The 15,945-nt window shown below is 64.9% G+C and carries 16 protein-coding genes; 7 read left to right on the top strand and 9 right to left on the bottom strand.

Translation table 11 applies throughout. From position 1 onward, the window contains the following. Positions 1-30: 30 nt before the first annotated feature. Both ACQCSW_RS10880 and ACQCSW_RS10875 read left to right on the top strand, forming a co-directional pair. Positions 31-1,683: an amidohydrolase gene (locus ACQCSW_RS10880; protein ID WP_426985804.1), complete on the top strand. Its 1,653-nt coding sequence runs from the start codon at positions 31-33 to the stop codon at positions 1,681-1,683. Positions 1,684-1,800: 117 nt separating this feature from the next. After that, complete coding sequence (locus ACQCSW_RS10875) at positions 1,801-2,544, top strand: polyprenol monophosphomannose synthase (RefSeq protein WP_426985802.1); 744 nt, start codon at positions 1,801-1,803, stop codon at positions 2,542-2,544. Between the two features lie 132 nt (positions 2,545-2,676). On the opposite strand, the gene ACQCSW_RS10870 is transcribed toward ACQCSW_RS10875, so the two are convergent. The 4 genes from ACQCSW_RS10870 to ACQCSW_RS10855 all read right to left on the bottom strand — a co-directional run bounded on the left by ACQCSW_RS10870 (position 2,677) and on the right by ACQCSW_RS10855 (position 5,710). Continuing rightward, positions 2,677-3,024 carry an RNA polymerase-binding protein RbpA gene (locus ACQCSW_RS10870; protein ID WP_056627246.1) on the bottom strand — a complete coding sequence of 116 codons (348 nt, stop codon included), beginning with the start codon at positions 3,022-3,024 and terminating at the stop codon, positions 2,677-2,679. Between the two features lie 248 nt (positions 3,025-3,272). Further along, complete coding sequence (locus ACQCSW_RS10865; RefSeq protein ID WP_426985799.1) at positions 3,273-4,223, bottom strand: SPFH domain-containing protein; 951 nt, start codon at positions 4,221-4,223, stop codon at positions 3,273-3,275. Positions 4,224-4,255: 32 nt separating this feature from the next. Then, positions 4,256-4,720, bottom strand: a complete 465-nt coding sequence (locus ACQCSW_RS10860; RefSeq protein ID WP_426985797.1) for an NfeD family protein — start codon at positions 4,718-4,720, stop codon at positions 4,256-4,258. A 102-nt stretch (positions 4,721-4,822) separates the two neighbouring features. Further along, positions 4,823-5,710, bottom strand: a complete 888-nt coding sequence (locus ACQCSW_RS10855) for a methyltransferase domain-containing protein (RefSeq protein WP_426985795.1) — start codon at positions 5,708-5,710, stop codon at positions 4,823-4,825. 101 nt (positions 5,711-5,811) lie between these two features. Between ACQCSW_RS10855 and ACQCSW_RS10850 the strand changes: the two genes are divergently transcribed. Further along, positions 5,812-7,809, top strand: a complete 1,998-nt coding sequence (locus ACQCSW_RS10850; protein WP_426985793.1) for a S9 family peptidase — start codon at positions 5,812-5,814, stop codon at positions 7,807-7,809. Between the two features lie 12 nt (positions 7,810-7,821). Here ACQCSW_RS10850 and ACQCSW_RS10845 read toward each other — a convergent pair whose 3' ends face one another. Continuing rightward, on the bottom strand, positions 7,822-8,487 hold the full coding sequence (locus ACQCSW_RS10845; RefSeq protein WP_426985791.1) for a peptide deformylase: 666 nt from the start codon (positions 8,485-8,487) through the stop codon (positions 7,822-7,824). Positions 8,488-8,530: 43 nt separating this feature from the next. Between ACQCSW_RS10845 and ACQCSW_RS10840 the strand changes: the two genes are divergently transcribed. Beyond that, complete coding sequence (locus ACQCSW_RS10840) at positions 8,531-8,950, top strand: nuclear transport factor 2 family protein (RefSeq protein WP_426985789.1); 420 nt, start codon at positions 8,531-8,533, stop codon at positions 8,948-8,950. A 26-nt stretch (positions 8,951-8,976) separates the two neighbouring features. Here the strand turns inward: ACQCSW_RS10840 and ACQCSW_RS10835 are convergent, their stop codons facing one another. The 4 genes from ACQCSW_RS10835 to ACQCSW_RS10820 all read right to left on the bottom strand — a co-directional run bounded on the left by ACQCSW_RS10835 (position 8,977) and on the right by ACQCSW_RS10820 (position 12,323). Beyond that, positions 8,977-10,119 (bottom strand): FAD-dependent oxidoreductase, encoded by a 1,143-nt coding sequence (locus tag ACQCSW_RS10835; protein WP_426985787.1) that lies wholly within the window; start codon positions 10,117-10,119, stop codon positions 8,977-8,979. Next, entirely contained in the window at positions 10,112-10,804 is a 693-nt protein-coding gene (locus ACQCSW_RS10830) for a class I SAM-dependent methyltransferase (RefSeq protein ID WP_426985785.1), read from the bottom strand. The genes ACQCSW_RS10835 and ACQCSW_RS10830 overlap by 8 nt, the downstream gene beginning before the upstream one ends. 12 nt (positions 10,805-10,816) lie before the next feature. Beyond that, a complete protein-coding gene (locus ACQCSW_RS10825; protein WP_426985784.1) occupies positions 10,817-11,998 on the bottom strand; it encodes a type III polyketide synthase in 1,182 nt (393 codons plus the stop codon). Between the two features lie 166 nt (positions 11,999-12,164). Further along, a complete protein-coding gene (locus ACQCSW_RS10820; protein ID WP_426985782.1) occupies positions 12,165-12,323 on the bottom strand; it encodes a hypothetical protein in 159 nt (52 codons plus the stop codon). Positions 12,324-12,944: 621 nt separating this feature from the next. On the opposite strand from ACQCSW_RS10820, the gene ACQCSW_RS10815 reads away from it, so the two are divergent. The 3 genes from ACQCSW_RS10815 (at position 12,945) to ACQCSW_RS10805 (ending at position 15,863) form a co-directional block, all read left to right on the top strand. Further along, complete coding sequence (locus tag ACQCSW_RS10815; protein ID WP_426985780.1) at positions 12,945-14,051, top strand: tyrosine-type recombinase/integrase; 1,107 nt, start codon at positions 12,945-12,947, stop codon at positions 14,049-14,051. Next, positions 14,048-14,389, top strand: coding sequence for a helix-turn-helix domain-containing protein (locus tag ACQCSW_RS10810; protein WP_426985778.1), 342 nt, complete (start codon positions 14,048-14,050; stop codon positions 14,387-14,389). Before ACQCSW_RS10815 ends, ACQCSW_RS10810 begins: the two co-directional genes overlap by 4 nt. 61 nt (positions 14,390-14,450) lie before the next feature. Beyond that, positions 14,451-15,863: a site-specific recombinase gene (locus tag ACQCSW_RS10805; protein WP_426985776.1), complete on the top strand. Its 1,413-nt coding sequence runs from the start codon at positions 14,451-14,453 to the stop codon at positions 15,861-15,863. The last annotated feature ends 82 nt before the right edge of the window (positions 15,864-15,945 follow it).

The raw sequence follows: 15,945 nt of genomic DNA, 5'->3' as shown, positions 1-15,945 counted from the left end.
CTTCCCCCTAGCCCCAGGAGCTTCACTCGCATGACCATTGAACGTTCCACCACGCCCGCGCCGCACGAGGGGAAGGTGGTCCTGTACCGCAACGGCTCGGTCTACACGGCAGCGGACCCCTTTGCCACCGCCATGCTGGTGGACGGAGACACCGTTGCCTGGGTCGGCTCCGAGCAGGCGGCATCCTCCATTGCCGACAGCTCCATGGAGATCATCGATCTCCATGGAGCCCTCGTAGCGCCGGGGTTTGTTGACTCCCACGTCCACCTCACGGAAACCGGCATCGCGATGGGTTCCCTCCAGCTGGGCGGGATCCGTTCCGCCCGGCAGTTGCTCGACGCCGTCGCTGCATCCAAAGGCGACGGCCCGTTGCTGGGTCACGGCTGGGATGAATCCACGTGGGAGGACCCTGCCCTGCCGGCGGCCGAGGAACTTGAGCAGGCGGCCGGGGGCAGGCCCGTGTTCCTGGCCAGGGTGGATGCTCATTCGGCGTTGGTCTCGTCCTCCCTGGCTGCCGCCGCCGGGCTTGGCGGTCTCGACGGCTACACCGCCGGGTCACAGGTGAAGCGGGCCGCCCACACAGCGGCCCGTCAGGAAGCGCGGCGGCTCCCGGAGGCCAGCCTGCTGGCCTATCAGCGGTGCGCTCTGACCGAGGCGGCCGAGAACGGTTACGTGGCACTGGCGGAGATGGCCGCGCCGCATATCGGCGGAGTCTCCGATCTTCGCCTTGCCGCCGCGTGGAACACAGCCGGCGAGGCTGTGCCGGAGATCCTGCCGTACTGGGGCGAGCTGGCCACCTCGGAGGAGCAGGCCCGGGCGCTGCTGGACGAACTGGGCGTATCTGTGCGCGGCCTGGCAGGTGATCTGAACATTGACGGTTCCATCGGCTCCAGGACAGCAGCGCTGAGGTCCGGCTACAGCGACGCGGCAGGGGAGCGGGGGAGCCTCTATCTCTCGGCAGAGCAGGCCGGCGCCCACCTGGCGGCCTGCTCACTGCTGGGCATCCAGGGCGGCTTCCACGTCATCGGCGACGCGGGACTTGATGCCGCGCTGGAGGCGCTGGAACTCGCGGCCGCCGAAGTGGGTGAGCAACGGATCCGTGCCGCCGGCCACCGCTTCGAGCATGTGGAAGTCGCAGACGCCAACGCAGTGCAACAGCTGGCCCGATACGCCGTCACCGTCAGCGCCCAGCCACGCTTCGACGCTGCATGGGGGAACGAAAGCGGCATGTATGAGCAGCGCCTGGGAAGCCGGAGCCGGCCAATGAACCCGTTTGCCTCGTTCTACGCTGCCGGTGTTCCTATCTGCTTCGGCAGCGACAGCCCGGTGACACCGCTTCGGCCGTGGTCCAGCGTGCGCGCCTGCCTGGAACACCACAACCACGCTGAACGGATCTCAGCCCGGGCAGCGTTCCTGGGCCACACGCGCGCGGGGTGGCGGGCGGCTAAATACCACAACCCCATGGCCGGGCAACTGGTTCCGGGCGCACCGGCCAGTTTCGCCATCTGGGATGTTGAGGAGCTGATGGTCCAGGTGGCTGACGGACGTGTCCAGTCCTGGAGCACGGATCCGCGCGCCCGCACACCCCTTCTCCCGGCACTGGACACCGGCGTGGACCCGGTGTGCCTGCAGACCGTGAAGGACGGCACAGAGCTGTTTTCCAGTCCGGCACTGCGATCCTGACCGGACACATCGGCCAGCACCCCTATAAAGCGCCCTATACTAGGTAGTTGCGCCTGACCGCCAGCTATTCCGCTGCAGTTCAGCCGCCCCGACCGCTCCCGTCCAGGAAGGCCCTTTGTGCGCGTCCTCACCATTATTCCTACTTACAACGAGCTGGAATCGCTGCCCAAGACTCTTCAACGCCTCCGGGCAGCCGTACCGGCCTCGGACGTACTGGTGGTGGACGACAACAGCCCGGACGGCACCGGACAGCTCGCGGACGGCTTTGCCGCCGAGGATCCGCAGGTCCACGTCCTGCACCGCAAAGGCAAGGCAGGCCTGGGAGCCGCCTACATCGCCGGGTTCAAATGGGGACTCGAGGCAGGCTACGACGTCCTGGTGGAAATGGATGCGGACGGCTCGCACCAGCCCGAACAACTTCCCCAGTTGCTGGAAGCCGTTGAACAGGGGGCAGACCTTGCCATGGGATCCCGTTGGGTTCCCGGTGGCAGCGTGGTCAACTGGCCGCTCTACCGGCAGGCGATTTCACGCGTTGGCAGCACCTACGCCCGGCTGATGCTGGGCCTGAAGATCAAGGACGTCACCGGCGGCTACCGCGCATTCCGGCGGACCACTCTGGAAAAATTGAACCTCGACCTGGTCGATTCAGTGGGCTACGGCTTCCAGGTTGACTTGGCATGGCGTGTAGCCAAGCTGGGCCTCCGGATCGAGGAACGCCCCATTACGTTTGTGGAGCGGGAGCTCGGAGCGTCAAAGATGAGCGGCCACATTGTTGTTGAGGCCATGGTCAACGTCACCAGGTGGGGCCTGCAGGCACGCTGGAACAAGCTCACGGGCAAGAAGGATCCGGCACAGGGCTAACACCCGCCGCGAGGGCAGCGGAAGTAAGCGCTTATGACAAGGGCCGGCCCGGTAACGTAATCACGTTGCCGGGCCGGCCCTTATCAATTGGTTCAGAAAACCTCAGTCAGCCAGGCTCTGGCCGCCAGTGGATCAGGCAGTGCGGCGTTCGCCACGGCGTTCGCGCAGGATGGTCAGCCGGTCTTCGAGGATCTGCTCCAGTTCCGGAAGGGAACGGCGCTCCAAGAGCATGTCCCAGTGGGTACGGACAGCCTTTTCGTTGCTGGTGTCCGGACGTTCGCCATCAACGAGGAGCGCTTCCTTGCCGGTCTTGGAAACCCACACAGGAGGAATTTCAGCCTCTGAAGAGAACGTCACGAAGACCTGCTCGCCGTCCTCGCACCGGTATTCGACACGCTGGCGCGGAGCCGGCTCAACGCCGGACTCGGTCTCCATGCTCTGCGCGCCAAGACGCATACCCCGCAGGCTGCGATCGCTCATGTTTTCTCCCTCTGGTCGGTTCGCGGAGCAGGACTCCACGCAAGCCGGAACGGCATAACCGCCCCGAACTACTGTGTGCACTGTGCTGCATCATAAGATTCAACGCATTGCGAAGCATTCTTGTTCCAGCGGATCTGGTCCGACCGGACAAACACTCAATTATACCGGCGTGGGGCCTAGCCGCAAAACGGGAGGGGACCCGCGACGAAGCGCGAATCCCCTCCCGGCCCGAATGCGGCAGATCCGTGTCAGGACCCAGGCTGTTTTGCGGGTTCCTCGTCGAACAGCCCGCCGCCGCCCGCGCTCTGATCAGGATGGGTGCCGCCAAGTGCCTGGCCGATGCCCTTGAGTGCCTCACCAATTTCGCTGGGAATGATCCACAGCTTGTTCGATGATCCCTCCGCGATTTTCGGAAGCGTCTGCAGGTACTGGTACGCCAACAGCTTCTGGTCGGGGTTGCCCTTGTGAATAGCGTCAAAGACCTTTTGGATGGCCTGTGCCTCACCGTCCGCACGGAGGATGGCCGCCTTGGCGTCGCCCTCAGCCGCCAGGATCGATGCTTGCCGCTGGCCCTCGGCCGTGAGGATGGCGGACTGCTTGGTGCCTTCGGCCGTGAGGATCGCAGCGCGGCGATCGCGCTCGGCCCGCATCTGCTTCTCCATCGAGTCCTGGATCGAGTGGGGCGGGTCAATGGCCTTGAGCTCCACGCGCGAGACGCGGATGCCCCAGCGGCCGGTTGCCTCGTCCAAGACGCCGCGCAGCTGGCCGTTGATCTGGTCGCGCGATGTGAGCGCCTCTTCCAGGTTCAGGCCGCCCACGACGTTACGCAGGGTGGTGGTGGTCAGCTGCTCCACGGCCTGGATGTAATTGGCGATTTCATAGGTGGCGGCGCGCGGGTCAGTGACCTGGAAATACACCACCGTGTCGATGGACACCACCAGGTTGTCTTCGGTGATGACCGGCTGCGGTGGAAAGGACACCACCTGCTCCCTCAGGTCCAGGAGCGGCAGGAGCCGGTCCACAAACGGGATCAGGATGGTCAGTCCCGGGTTGAGGGTCCGCTGGTATTTGCCGAGCCGTTCAACGACTCCGGCCCTCGCCTGCGGGATGATCCGCACTGAGCGGACCAAAACAATAATCACGAACACGATCAGGACCACCAGCACAATGGCCAAGGCGGCTCCTCCTGCGTTATCCATACGTCTCCTATTCCCCAATTGTTAGGCTGTACTTAGGACTGAGTGGCCTGCTCCGGCGGGGCGGAGACAACTGCCGTGGCCCCGTCGATGGCGGAGACCACTGCCTTCTGGCCGGCAGGCAGGACGCCGCCGGATGACCGGGCGCTCCAGACATCGCCCCCGATCTTGACGAGGCCGCCGGTGGAGCTGACTGCTTCCATAACAAGGGCCTGCTCGCCAATGAGCCGGTCTATGTTTGTGCGCTGGTCGGCGGGTCCCTTTTTCAGGTGGCTTAGTGCCACCGGGCGGACAAAGGCGATCATCAGCAGTGAGACGACGCAGAAGACCACAATCTGTAGCCACAGGTCAGCGCCGACAAAATCTGCGACGAGGGCGGCAAGTGTTCCGCCGCCGAGCATGATGAAGAACAGGTCAAGCGTGATCATTTCGATCACTGCGAACGCGAGGAAGGCTGTAAGCCACAGGGCCCACCAGTTTTCGCCGAGCCATTCAAACATTCCGTCCCCCTTGACCTTCCGGTAGTTGTCTATTTATCCTAGTCCGCCGGAATGCAGGACGGCAGGTTGCGTGAAGGGCAGCGGTTGAACGTGGCCAAGTCGTTACGGTGCGGACGGTGCCAGGCGGAAGACTGTGATCCGGAATCGTGCCTCCACCTCGGTGGACATCTCGCCGCTTCCGATTTTGGCCGCAATGGCCGTGCGGTCCAGGTGGTGCCCGGCCGGACCCATGAAGGCAAGGTCAGCCAGCTCGCTGGGCGTTAGCATCATCCGCACATCCAGGTCCCGAGTGGACTCGGCGACGAAGTGCGGCGAGAGGGATTCTGCGAGCCGTGCGTCCTTGTCGTCCTCTATGGACAGCATCCCTGCCTGGGCGGCGACGGCGGCCAAATGTCCGGCGCGCGGCGTCACCACCACCAGTCTTCCGCCGGGGCGGAGGACCCTGGCGAATTCGGCGGCATTGCGGGGGGCGAAGATCACCGTAATGGCGTCGACGGCTGCGTCGGCCACCGGAAGCGGCTGCCACACATCGCAGGCGAGGCTGACGGCCTCGGGGTTGAGGCGCGCGGCGCGCCGGAGCGCGAACTTGGAGATGTCGAGTGCGACGGCGGTGCAACTGTCGGTAGTCCGCTGCACCTCATCCAGCACCACCCTGAGATAGTGGCCGGTCCCCGTGCCCGAATCGAGGACAGTGAATGGTTCGCCGGGGGTTATCCCGGGCACGACGGCGGCCGCGACGGCGTCTGCCAAGGGGCGGTAATGCCCGCCGTCGAGGAAAGCGAAGCGGGCCGCCACCATCTCGGCGGTGTCGGCTTCAAAGACTGTCCCCCTGCCCACCAGCAGGTTGAAGTAGCCCTGCTTCGCAGCGTCGAAGCTGTGCCCGGATCCGCAGACCAGTGCCATGCGGGCCGCGTCAGCTGGCCCGCCCTGGGGATTCAGTGCGGCGCCGCACAACGGGCAGCGAAGCGGAGGGCGAGGGCTTGATGGCATACGGACCATCTTAGGGCGGGGAGCGCGCCGGTGCGGGCGCCCGGGCCGGTGTTCTGGCCGGGTGTTCGCCTGGGGGAAAGCCGCACGTTAGGCTCACGTGGGTGAAGCCAGAACACCTCCCGCTGCTCAATTCCGTCTCCGCGCCGGCCGTTCACCCGGACGGCAGCCGTGCTGTTGTGTCGGTAACCAGGCCGGATTTCAATGCTGATTCCTACGTGGGCCAGTTGTGGACCATTCCGTTGAACCAGGAGCAGTTGCCGCGGCGAATTACCAGGGGCTTTCGTGACACCGACGCTGCCTTCTCTCCTGATGGACTGGTCCTCGCCTTCCTCCGGACGGGCGGACCGTCGTCGAAAGCGCAGCTCGCCGTCGTGGAGGCCGGCGGCGGCGAACCCCAAATCATAACCGACAGGCTGCTCGGAGTGGAGTCCTTCGCTTGGTCTCCTGATTCGCACCGGATAGTCTTCAGCTCCCGCGAGCCCGAGGCCGGACGGTACGGCAGCAGCGAAGCCGTCACCGCGGAGGCGGAGGAACCACGGCTGATCTCCTCCTACCAGTACCGCCTGAACGGTGTTGGCTACACGCGCGACAAGCCACAGCAGCTGTTCATCGTGGACGTCCCTGAACTTGGCGGCGAGCCGCTGACATTGCCGGCGGCTCCGTCAATGCCGGCAGCCCGGCAGCTGACATCGCTCGCCACGGACGCCAGCTCCGGGGTTTTCAGTGCAGACGGATCAGCCGTCTACTTTGTGGCGGCACCGCCAGAGAACGACGACGACCTGGCCACCTTGATCTACAGGGTGCCGGTCTCGGGCGGGGACCCCGTCCCGGTGGATCGGGGAGTAGCCGCATCTCAAAGCGTCACGGAGGTCCGGCAGTCCCGGGACGGCAAATGGCTGTTCTACATTGCCACGGACCTGGGCGACTCGGGCCGGGACTTCGTGGCGCGTAACGCCGTGCTGCACTGCGTCGCGGCCGACGGCGGAGTGCCGGTTGCGCTGACCGACCCTGAACTGATGGACGTTGCCGCCCCTGGTGCACGAATTGAGCTCCGCGGCCCGGACCGGGCCCTGGTCCTGAACAATGCGCAGGGCTCCGTTGAGCTCCTCGAGCTGGGGGCGACGGGCGGGCATGCCCTGCTGGTGCACGGTGACAAGGTGGTGACCGGGGCTGCCTGGGCGGGCGGTTCGCTGCTTGTAGTATTCAGCGATCCATCCACCCACGGGGACGTTGCAGTGCTCGACGACGGGCAGTTGCGGCTGCTGACAGACTTTTCGGCCGTTCTGCGGACGCAGACGGACATTGTGGTTCCGCAGGAACTGACGTTTGAGGCGTCCGATGGTTATTCCGTCCATGGCTGGCTGGTCAGGCCTGCGGGCAAGGGTCCGCACCCGGTCTTGTTGAACATCCATGGCGGGCCGTTTGCCCAGTTCACCGTTGCCCTGTTCGACGAAGCCCAGGTCTACGCGGCTGCCGGGTACGCCGTGCTGATGTGCAATCCACGCGGCTCTGCAGGCTATGGCAGGGAACACGGGCTGGCCATCAAGGGCCGCTTTGGCACCGACGACATGGAGGATGTCCTCGCGTTCCTGGACGGCGCCCTGGCCAAGTTTCCGGCGCTGGACGCGGGCCGGCTGGGCATCATGGGCGGCTCGTACGGCGGATATCTGACCGCCTGGACCATAGCGCACCACCACAGGTTCAAGGGTGCCATTGTGGAGCGTGGATTCCTGGACCCTGTCAGTTTCGAGGGCTCGGCCGACATTGGCTGGTACTTCGGCCTGGAATATCTCGGCGGCTCAGCGGTGGAGGTCGCCGCCCAAAGCCCGCTCGAACATGTGGGCAACGTGCAGACTCCGACGCTGGTCATCCACAGCGAAAACGATCTCAGGTGTCCGCTGGAACAGGGCCAGCGGTATTTCACGGCCCTGAAGCGGCGGGGCGTGGAAGCCCGGCTGCTGGTGTTCCCGGGTGAGGACCATGAACTTTCCCGGTCAGGCAGGCCGCGGCACCGGCGGCAGAGATTCGAACACATCCTGCGATGGTGGGCCAGGCTCCTCCCGACCGGTGCGAATCCGGCAGCCGCACCGCCGGAGTGACGCGCGGGCGCTTCAGGGATTGTCGGCCAGGAATCCCAAACCGGCACGGGCCTTTCCTATCCCCGGCTCGGCCCAGTTGGCGGCGTACTCGGCGTTGGAGCTCAAGGACCTCAACTCGGCGCGGTCAACGTACAGGGTGCCATGGAGGTGATCGGTTTCGTGTTGCACAATCCTCGCCTGCCACCCACTTAATTCCCGTTCCGACCCCAGACCTGCGGCGGTGTCAAACCGGAGCAGCACCCGTTCAGGGCGTACCACCACTGCCTGCAGGCCGCTCAGCGAGAGGCACCCCTCAAAGAACGCCGCCACTTCCGTTCCGACGGCGGTGTAGCGCGGGTTGATGATGGTGAGGAATTCCAGCGGGGTACGTTGCCGCACTGCAGCGGCCTCCGGGTCGACGTCGTACTGGTCCTCAAGGACTGCCAGCTGCAACGGGATTCCGAGTTGCGGGGCGGCCAGCCCCACGCCAGGGGCCTCGTGCATCACTTCGCGCATGAGGGCAATCAACTGGTCCAGCTCGCCGGCGCTGATCTGGCCGTCGAAGGCCGCGGCCCGCTGGCGGAGTACAGGATTCCCGGCCTGCACGATGGGCGGCAGCGATCCTGCGGACAGCATTTCCTGTACCCGTTCCCTCAGGTGCGCAGGAGTGAATGAAGTGGGCGGAGATATGGCGGTCATGCGGAAAAGCCTAGCGGCGGACGCGTCGGCTAATGTCATTCCCATGGCTGAACTGATTGCGTCCGAACCCAACGCACTGGAACTTGTCCTGGACTTTATCCGGACCCTGGAAGCCGGCGGCGACGGCGGGGCCATCGGACCTTTCCTTGCTGCGGACTTCGTGCTGGTCGAGGCGCCGCATCTGCTCGCGGCTGAAGGCTTCACTCGCACGCGGGGCCAGGCGATGGCCGGCGTCGATCAAAGCGGCGAGGTAGTGGCGGACCAGAAGTTTGAGATCCGGCGCACTACCTGCGAAGGCGGTCGCGTGGTTGTGGAAGCCGACTGGTCGGCGAGGACACTGATGGACCTGCGGTACTGGGACGCCGGGGAGACCATTCGCGCCCGAACGTCGTCGGTCTTTGAAGTCCGGGACGGCCTGATTATCAGCCAAGACAGTTACGACTGCTACTTCGTGAACTCCTGACCCGGCGGTGCCCTCCGGCGCGGCGGTCACTGCATGGTGAACCGACGGGCCACCAGCCTGTTGACCGGCGGAATGCCCGACACCGCGGTGACTACGCGGTTCCTCAACGCCAGGAACGGCGGCGCCAGCGGGCGCCCCAGCGTCATATTCACTTCGGACTGCCTTCGAGCCACCGAGGCGGCCTTCCGACGCCGGGTGGAATAGGCGCGCAGGCGCTGGTCAACCCGTTTCCCCGCCAGGGCATCACAGATGATCGGCGCGAGTTCGGCCGCGTCCAGCCATCCAAGGTTCATGCCTTGGCCGCCGATGGGGCTTATTTCGTGGGCAGCATCACCGATCAGGACCGCCCGTTCCGCGGCTAATCGACACGCCACCGTGGACCGGGCGGTGAAGGTACTGAGCATGGTGTTGGTGGCCGGATCCGGCCGGATCCCCGTCCGCTGGTGAACCATCCGCGCCAGTTCGACGGCGTCCGGTGCCGGTGCGGGCCGGCGAATCCTCACCACCCAGCGGCGGAGACCGCCCGGCAGCGGAAAGGATTCCACTATCCCTTCGGCCTCGAGGTACAGGACGGCTTCGTGCAGGTTTTCGCCGGAACCTGCGAAATCACCCATCACATAGTGGTCGGGATAAATTCGGGACGTGGCCTGGATGCCCAGCAGGCTGCGCATCCGGGACCGCGAGCCGTCGGCGGCGACCAAAAGGCGTGAGGTGATCCGGGTGCCGGCACCGCCCGCCTTGGTGGCCTCAGCGTGGACGGTGACCCGTCCGCCGTCGTCCGCTAGTTCCGTCACCCTGGCGCCCCTGACGAGCGCCGCGCCGTCGAGTTCGTGTACACGCTGCTCCAGCAGGGATTCCGTTGTGAACTGGGGGAGGGACAGGACAAACGGGAAGTGCTCCGAGACCGAAGCGAAAGACATTGACCCCACGGTCTTCCCGCCGCTGGCTGCAATGCCGCCGCGGATCTGCACGCCGGAACCGACCATGGCGCTGGCCACGCCTACTCTGTCCAGGGCCGCGAGGGCGGGCGGATGGATGCCGATGGCCCGCGAGTGAGGTTCCCGGTGGAGCCGCTGTTCAAGGACCCGCACCGCGACGCCTTCCTGCAGCAGCAGGGCGGCGAGATACAGACCCACGGGTCCGCCGCCGACGATCACCACGTCAACCATCGGGATGGTCCGGGCGGCGCATGAGGACTTGGTGGAAAGGGGAGTGGCGCGCCACCTGCCAGCCCGGGGGAGCGGCTGCGGTGAGTTCTGGCGGGGTGTAGCTGCGCCTGATCGAGGTCAGGCCGTCCGAACGGATGAACGAGCCGCGGAAGGGGAGTGCCGCTAGGGAGAAAAGTGCATAGGCCGCGATGTTCCGGCGCAGGTCATTGTGCAGGGAAAGCCGGCGCGCCAGGGCTTGCGAATCTGTCAGGAGCTGAGCCAGGTCCGCTGGTAGGAGGTGGTGGATGACGTGGTTAGAGATCACGACGTCGAACCGGCGGCCTTCGCGGACCAGGTCGGCGCTGTCCGCCTGGCGGAACCGGACCGAGACGTGGTGCGGGCGGCCTGACGAGTAGCTGTATGCCCTGGCGTCCGGGTCAATGCCGGTGACGTCGAGCAGCAGTTTGTCCCGGGCGGCCCAGAGGGCGAGCTGCCGTGCCAGATCACCTCCGCCGCATCCTATGTCGAGGAGGGTGGTTGCAGACTCCTGGGAGAGCAGAGGGCGAAGCTCGCGGCAATACAGCCGCCGCCAGCCGGAGAAGAGCAGGTTCACCAGTCCGAACTGCCGGTACGTGAGCTCCAGTTTTGTGGGATCACAGTCCGGCAAGTCCATCATTTCCACTGCGTCCACAGCCCGTTGCCGCATCAGGGACACAGTTCAGACCAGTGACGAGGCCGCCTCAGGCTGCACCGCCCGTTTCCCGGTGGCGGCCTGGCGGAGTTTCGTGAAGAGCCCGGTTTCCACCGTGAGTCCGGGGCCGAACGCCATGGAGCAGATGCGTTCCTCACCCTCCACCGGTGGCTGCTCCAGGATGTGCCTGAGGACAAACAGCACAGTGGCGCTGCTCATATTGCCGTAGTCCCGCAGCGTATCCCGTGCCGGAACGAGCTGCTGGTCCGTGAGTTCGAGGCGCGTCTGGACCTTGTCCAGGATGCTCCGGCCGCCGGGATGGATGGCCCAATGGCGGATGTCCCGGTAGGGGAGTCCACGCAACGAGGGATCCCGGGCCAGCAGCGGTGTAAGGGCGCCGATGATGTGATCGTCGATGATGTGGGGGACGTAGTTGCCGAGCACCATCTCAAAGCCGTGGTCGCCGATGTTCCACGCCATGGATTCCTCGCCCACCGGTGTGAGGACGGTTTCGAAGTGGTCCAGCTGCATCAAGGCAGGCGCGTCCGGATCGTTCCGGGCCGTAATGATGGCTGCCGCCGCCCCATCGGCGAACAGGGCCGAACCCATGATGGTGTCCGGATCGTTCGAGGTCCGCACGTGCAGCGAGCACAGCTCGGCACAGACCACCAGGACAACGGCCTGCGGGTCTGCTTCGCAGAAGGACTTGGCGGCCCGCAGTGCCGGAAAGGCGGCATAGCAGCCCATGAATCCCAGGTGATATCGCTGGACGGCCGGGTCCAACCCCAACGCGCGGACGATCTTATAGTCAGGACCGGGGTTGAAGAACCCTGTGCAGGAGACGGTAATGACGTGGGTTATGTCAAGTAAGGAGAGATCCGGGCAGGCATCCACGGCAGCTCGGGCGGATTCGATGAAAAGTTTGGTGACCTCCCGGGCGAAGATCTCGTTGCGCACCTTGGTGGTGGGGTTCAGGAGCAGGCCCGTGGCGGGATCAAAGAACTGCGGATCGTCCGAGCGGAACGCCATGGTCATTTCTTCGACGGCGGTATGGCGCGTATCGATGGCGGCGGAATCGAAGCACGTGTTCACCAGCCGCGAGCCCAACCTGGTCAGGCCCGGCTGGGCTGCAAAAACATCACGGGCTTCGGCCTGGACCAGTACAGTCGGCGGAACAGCAGTTTCAAGTGAACGCAGGTAGACCGTCATTGGTTCATTCTTGGCGAGCACGCGGGATTAGACAATGCCTGGGTTGGCCGGGGCAGCCGGTTTTTGTGCCGCCGCAGGTGTTCCGGACACAAAAGCGGGGGGCCGGCGAATTCTCGCCAGCCCCCGCTGAAGCCTCTAGTTGGATGCGGGGCCAATCCCTTGTTATCTACTGCTTCACGAGCGTGCTGCCATAGCCGGCAACGCACTTGCCGTCATGGTTGACACCTGCGCCCGGTGCCACTACATAGTTGCTTGCCGGGTTGAAGACGGCGGTGTGGACGTTGGTAACCTTGCTGGCGCAGTCGTCGGCACCGTCGGCGCTCATGCTCTGGCCGCCGATCCACATGTCGATCCAGATGGTGGAGTTGGTGCCGTTTGCGTTAACGCCCTGGTGGCACGGGCCGCCCTAAGGATCGTTGCCGTCGCCACATGTATTTTGGGCGGTCTTTTCGGCGCGTGCGCCGACCGGTGACCTAAATGTCACCTTGCGCGGCGCGGAACAGGCCAATCACTGGCGTGTCGTCTCCATGCGGCTTGAATCAGGGTTTGGGCGTCCGTGAGACACTCTGGTCCTGACCTGCGGCAACGTCGGGCGGACGCCCGGATGCGACCGCTTGACGTCGACTTAACGTAGGCCACTTCCCCTCTCAGATAACGCCGATAATCTACATTATGTCAAGTAGAAGTAATCCGATTGCAGAATTTGCAGATTAGGACCCGGTGATACGCCCTTCCCCGGCTTCGGGTAATTTCGCGCTGAAGCCGCGCCGTTACAGGGATCTCGGCCCATTCGAAGCCGCGCCGAGCATCATGCCGGCCCGTGGAAAGATCGACCGGTTTGAGGTGCCGCGCAGGTAGATAATTCGCGAATTTCCGGGGTTTCCTTGACACGGGTTCGCATTTTATGCACTCTGAGAGCATTATTTGCAGACGCATCGGAGGCGTGATGGACCCCTTGGAGGGTCGGCTGATCAGGCTTCCGATGCGTCAAGGAGCGTTGTCCGCGGATGCCGTGTTTGAAGACATGCTCACGGGCTGGAAACAGCAGCAGCTGGCACGGAACTTCACGGCCGGCACGATCCGTGGACGTGAAAGCCTGGTCCGCCGGTTTGTGGATCATACCGGGCATTTTCCGTGGGACTGGACCGTCGGTGACGCCGATGAGTTTTTCGCCCATGAGCGATCGATCCTGAATCTGGCGTTCGCCACCATCCGCGCCTACCAGACCCATCTGAAGGTGTTCTGCGACTTCCTGACCGACCCTGCCTATGAGTGGGACCGGATCTGCACCCAGGGGTTCGGCCGCTCCCCCGCGCAGATCATCACCGAATTCAACCGGGCACGGCATGCCCAGAACAACGAACAGGCTCCCACCAAGCGGCCCTTCACCCGGGCCGAGCTGCAGGGATTCTTCGACCTGGCCGACCTCGAGGTCGAACGGGTCCTGGCCTCCGGACGCAAGGGCGCCGTCGCCGCCTACAGGGACGCCACCGTGTTCAAAGCCGCCTATGCCTGGGGTCTGCGGGCCAACGAGGTCACGCACCTGCAGACCGTGGACTTTTCCCGGAACCGCAGGGCCCCGCAGTTCGGCGAGTTCGGTGTCCTGCAGGTCAGATACGGCAAGGCACAGCGCGGCTCCCCGCCGAAGAGACGCTCGGTGCTGACGGTCTTCGACTGGTCCCCCGCTGTCCTGGAGACCTGGATCCGGACCGGACTGCCGTGGCTGGCCCCTGCAGTGTCGGAAGTCTTCCCCACGGCCAACGGGCTGCCGGTTCCCAAGTCCAACCTGCACCGCCGTTTCCGGGACTACATCGATGAACTCGGCTATCCGCCGGGCCTGGACATCCATTCCCTGCGCCGGTCCTACGTCACCCACCTCTTCGAGCATTTCGGCTTCGACCACACCTTCGTCCAGCGCCAGGTCGGACACGAACACGCCTCGACCACTTCCCTTTACACGGCGGTCTCCAGCGATTACCAGACCAGCGAGCTCAACCGCGTGCTCGAGGGCATGATTGACAGGGCCGTCAGGCCGAAGGAGGAAAGACAATGAAACGAGACATCGAATACCGGTGGCGGGCCCGGGAACTCATGGCACGGCACGGGATGCGCAACACCCGCGAGCTCGTCGGACCGCTGCGCGAACGCGGGATCACCCTTTCCGAGTCACAGATCTACCGCATGGTCAGCCAGAACCCCGAACGGATCTCCTTCCAACTTCTGGCCGCCCTCTGCGACATCTTCGGCGTCGAGGCAAACGAACTGTTCACCTTCACCGCTGCCGACGCCAGGTCCAAACGCCAGAAACAGGCCGCCGCCTCCGGGGAAAACGTCGTCCGGTTCGCCGACGCCTACAAACCCGTCAGGGCCCGGATCCTTGACGACGACTAAGCCCGGGAACCGCGGCCGGCCCCGGTCCGCAGGCGGACACCGGTGCGCCCGCTGCGGACGCATGGCAGCGAAAATCCGCGTGACCTGGCCCGACGGGCCCGTCTGCGGGATCTGCTTCACCACCGCACTGCGCACCCGCGGATCATGCCCCAACTGCGGGCAGGACAGGCTGCTCCCGGGCAAAAACTCCGATGGGTACGACATCTGCCGGGACTGCGCCGGCATCACCACCAACATGACCTGCGAGGGCTGCGGCGCCGAAACCGAACGATTCCGCGCCGGCCACTGCATCCGCTGCGTCCTCAGGGCCGACCTGGACGCCCTGCTCCACCCCCATACTCCCCCGGATCTAAGCCTCAAACGCCTGATCGGAGTGCTCGCCGGCGCGGGCAGGCCCGAGAGCGTCTACACCTGGATGCGCGGGGCCAACACCAAGGAACTCCTCATCAGGCTTGGCACCCGCAGCATCGCGCTCACTCACGAGTCTTTTGACGCTCTTCCAGGGTCACGGTCCGTGGAATACCTCCGGGAAATGCTCGTCCATCACGGCATGCTCCCGGACCGGGACCGCCAACTCGCCGCCTTCGAACGATGGCTGGCCACCCGCATCCAGGACCTCGCCGCAACGCCCCCTATCCAGGCTCCGATCGAACGGTTCGCCCGCTGGCACCACCTCAAACGCCTCCGCCAACTGGCCAGCCCAGGAAAGTCGCTGAACACGGCAGTCCGCTCCGCGAAACAAGAAATCACCGAGTCCGGGAAGTTCCTCGGCTGGCTTCTGGCAGAGCACGGACTCACCATCCACGGCCTGAAGCAGGCGCACCTGAACCAATACCTGAGCGAGGGGCCCTCGACCCGATACGCCATCCGCACCTTCATCGTCTGGCTCATCAAGAACAAGGAGGTCGCCCGGCTCGACATGCCGCACCGTTACGCCGCCACCAAGCCGCTCATCACCCAACAGCAACGCCTCGCCCTGATCCGGCATTGCATTGAATCGACGGCATCACCCGTGGGATTCCGGGTCGCTGGGCTGATCCTGCTGCTCTTTGGCCAGCCGGTCGGCAAGATCGCCGCCTTGAAATGCCTGGACCTGCAGCCCCTGCCCGAAGGGCTGCACCTGAGCCTGGGAAACGTCCCCGTCCTGGTTCCTGCGCAGATCGCTCCTATGTTCTGGGACTACCTTCACGACCGGCCCAACCAACAGACCGGCAACGGCGCCAGCCGATGGCTCTTCCCCGGCACCATGCCCGGCCAGCACATCCACGCCGACGCCATGATGGGCCAACTCCGCGCCCTTGGGATCGACCTCGGCGGAGCCCGGAACACCGCCCTGCGCAGCCTCGTCCAGGAACTGCCGCCAACCCTGGTCGCAAACGCACTCGGCTACAGCTACCAAATCATCCACAAACACGGCGCCGACGCCGGCGTCCCCATGGCCGGCTATGCAGGGAAAGGCGCCCTGCCCCGCTGAAGCCGATCAGAACACGTTCCTCGACACCAACCGCCCGAACCGGAATAGGACTCAGAGCGATAAGTTTCGTTCCCGCTTATGT

This window comes from Pseudarthrobacter sp. Y6 (assembly GCF_050156205.1).
GTDB lineage: Bacteria > Actinomycetota > Actinomycetes > Actinomycetales > Micrococcaceae > Arthrobacter.
This window is presented reverse-complemented; position numbering and strand designations above follow the sequence as displayed.

Bases quoted from the DNA above. Each gene is read 5' to 3' on its own strand.
- ACQCSW_RS10810 (WP_426985778.1), top strand. From the start codon at position 14,048: ATGAAACGAGACATCGAATACCGGTGGCGGGCCCGGGAACTCATGGCA.
- ACQCSW_RS10880 (WP_426985804.1), top strand. From the start codon at position 31: ATGACCATTGAACGTTCCACCACGCCCGCGCCGCACGAGGGGAAGGTG.
- ACQCSW_RS10865 (WP_426985799.1), bottom strand. From the start codon at position 4,223: ATGGATAACGCAGGAGGAGCCGCCTTGGCCATTGTGCTGGTGGTCCTG.
- ACQCSW_RS10805 (WP_426985776.1), top strand. From the start codon at position 14,451: ATGGCAGCGAAAATCCGCGTGACCTGGCCCGACGGGCCCGTCTGCGGG.
- ACQCSW_RS10840 (WP_426985789.1), top strand. From the start codon at position 8,531: ATGGCTGAACTGATTGCGTCCGAACCCAACGCACTGGAACTTGTCCTG.
- ACQCSW_RS10855 (WP_426985795.1), bottom strand. From the start codon at position 5,710: ATGCCATCAAGCCCTCGCCCTCCGCTTCGCTGCCCGTTGTGCGGCGCC.
- ACQCSW_RS10835 (WP_426985787.1), bottom strand. From the start codon at position 10,119: ATGGTTGACGTGGTGATCGTCGGCGGCGGACCCGTGGGTCTGTATCTC.
- ACQCSW_RS10825 (WP_426985784.1), bottom strand. From the start codon at position 11,998: ATGACGGTCTACCTGCGTTCACTTGAAACTGCTGTTCCGCCGACTGTA.
- ACQCSW_RS10830 (WP_426985785.1), bottom strand. From the start codon at position 10,804: ATGCGGCAACGGGCTGTGGACGCAGTGGAAATGATGGACTTGCCGGAC.
- ACQCSW_RS10845 (WP_426985791.1), bottom strand. From the start codon at position 8,487: ATGACCGCCATATCTCCGCCCACTTCATTCACTCCTGCGCACCTGAGG.
- ACQCSW_RS10815 (WP_426985780.1), top strand. From the start codon at position 12,945: ATGGACCCCTTGGAGGGTCGGCTGATCAGGCTTCCGATGCGTCAAGGA.
- ACQCSW_RS10860 (WP_426985797.1), bottom strand. From the start codon at position 4,720: ATGTTTGAATGGCTCGGCGAAAACTGGTGGGCCCTGTGGCTTACAGCC.
- ACQCSW_RS10870 (WP_056627246.1), bottom strand. From the start codon at position 3,024: ATGAGCGATCGCAGCCTGCGGGGTATGCGTCTTGGCGCGCAGAGCATG.
- ACQCSW_RS10820 (WP_426985782.1), bottom strand. From the start codon at position 12,323: ATGAGCGCCGACGGTGCCGACGACTGCGCCAGCAAGGTTACCAACGTC.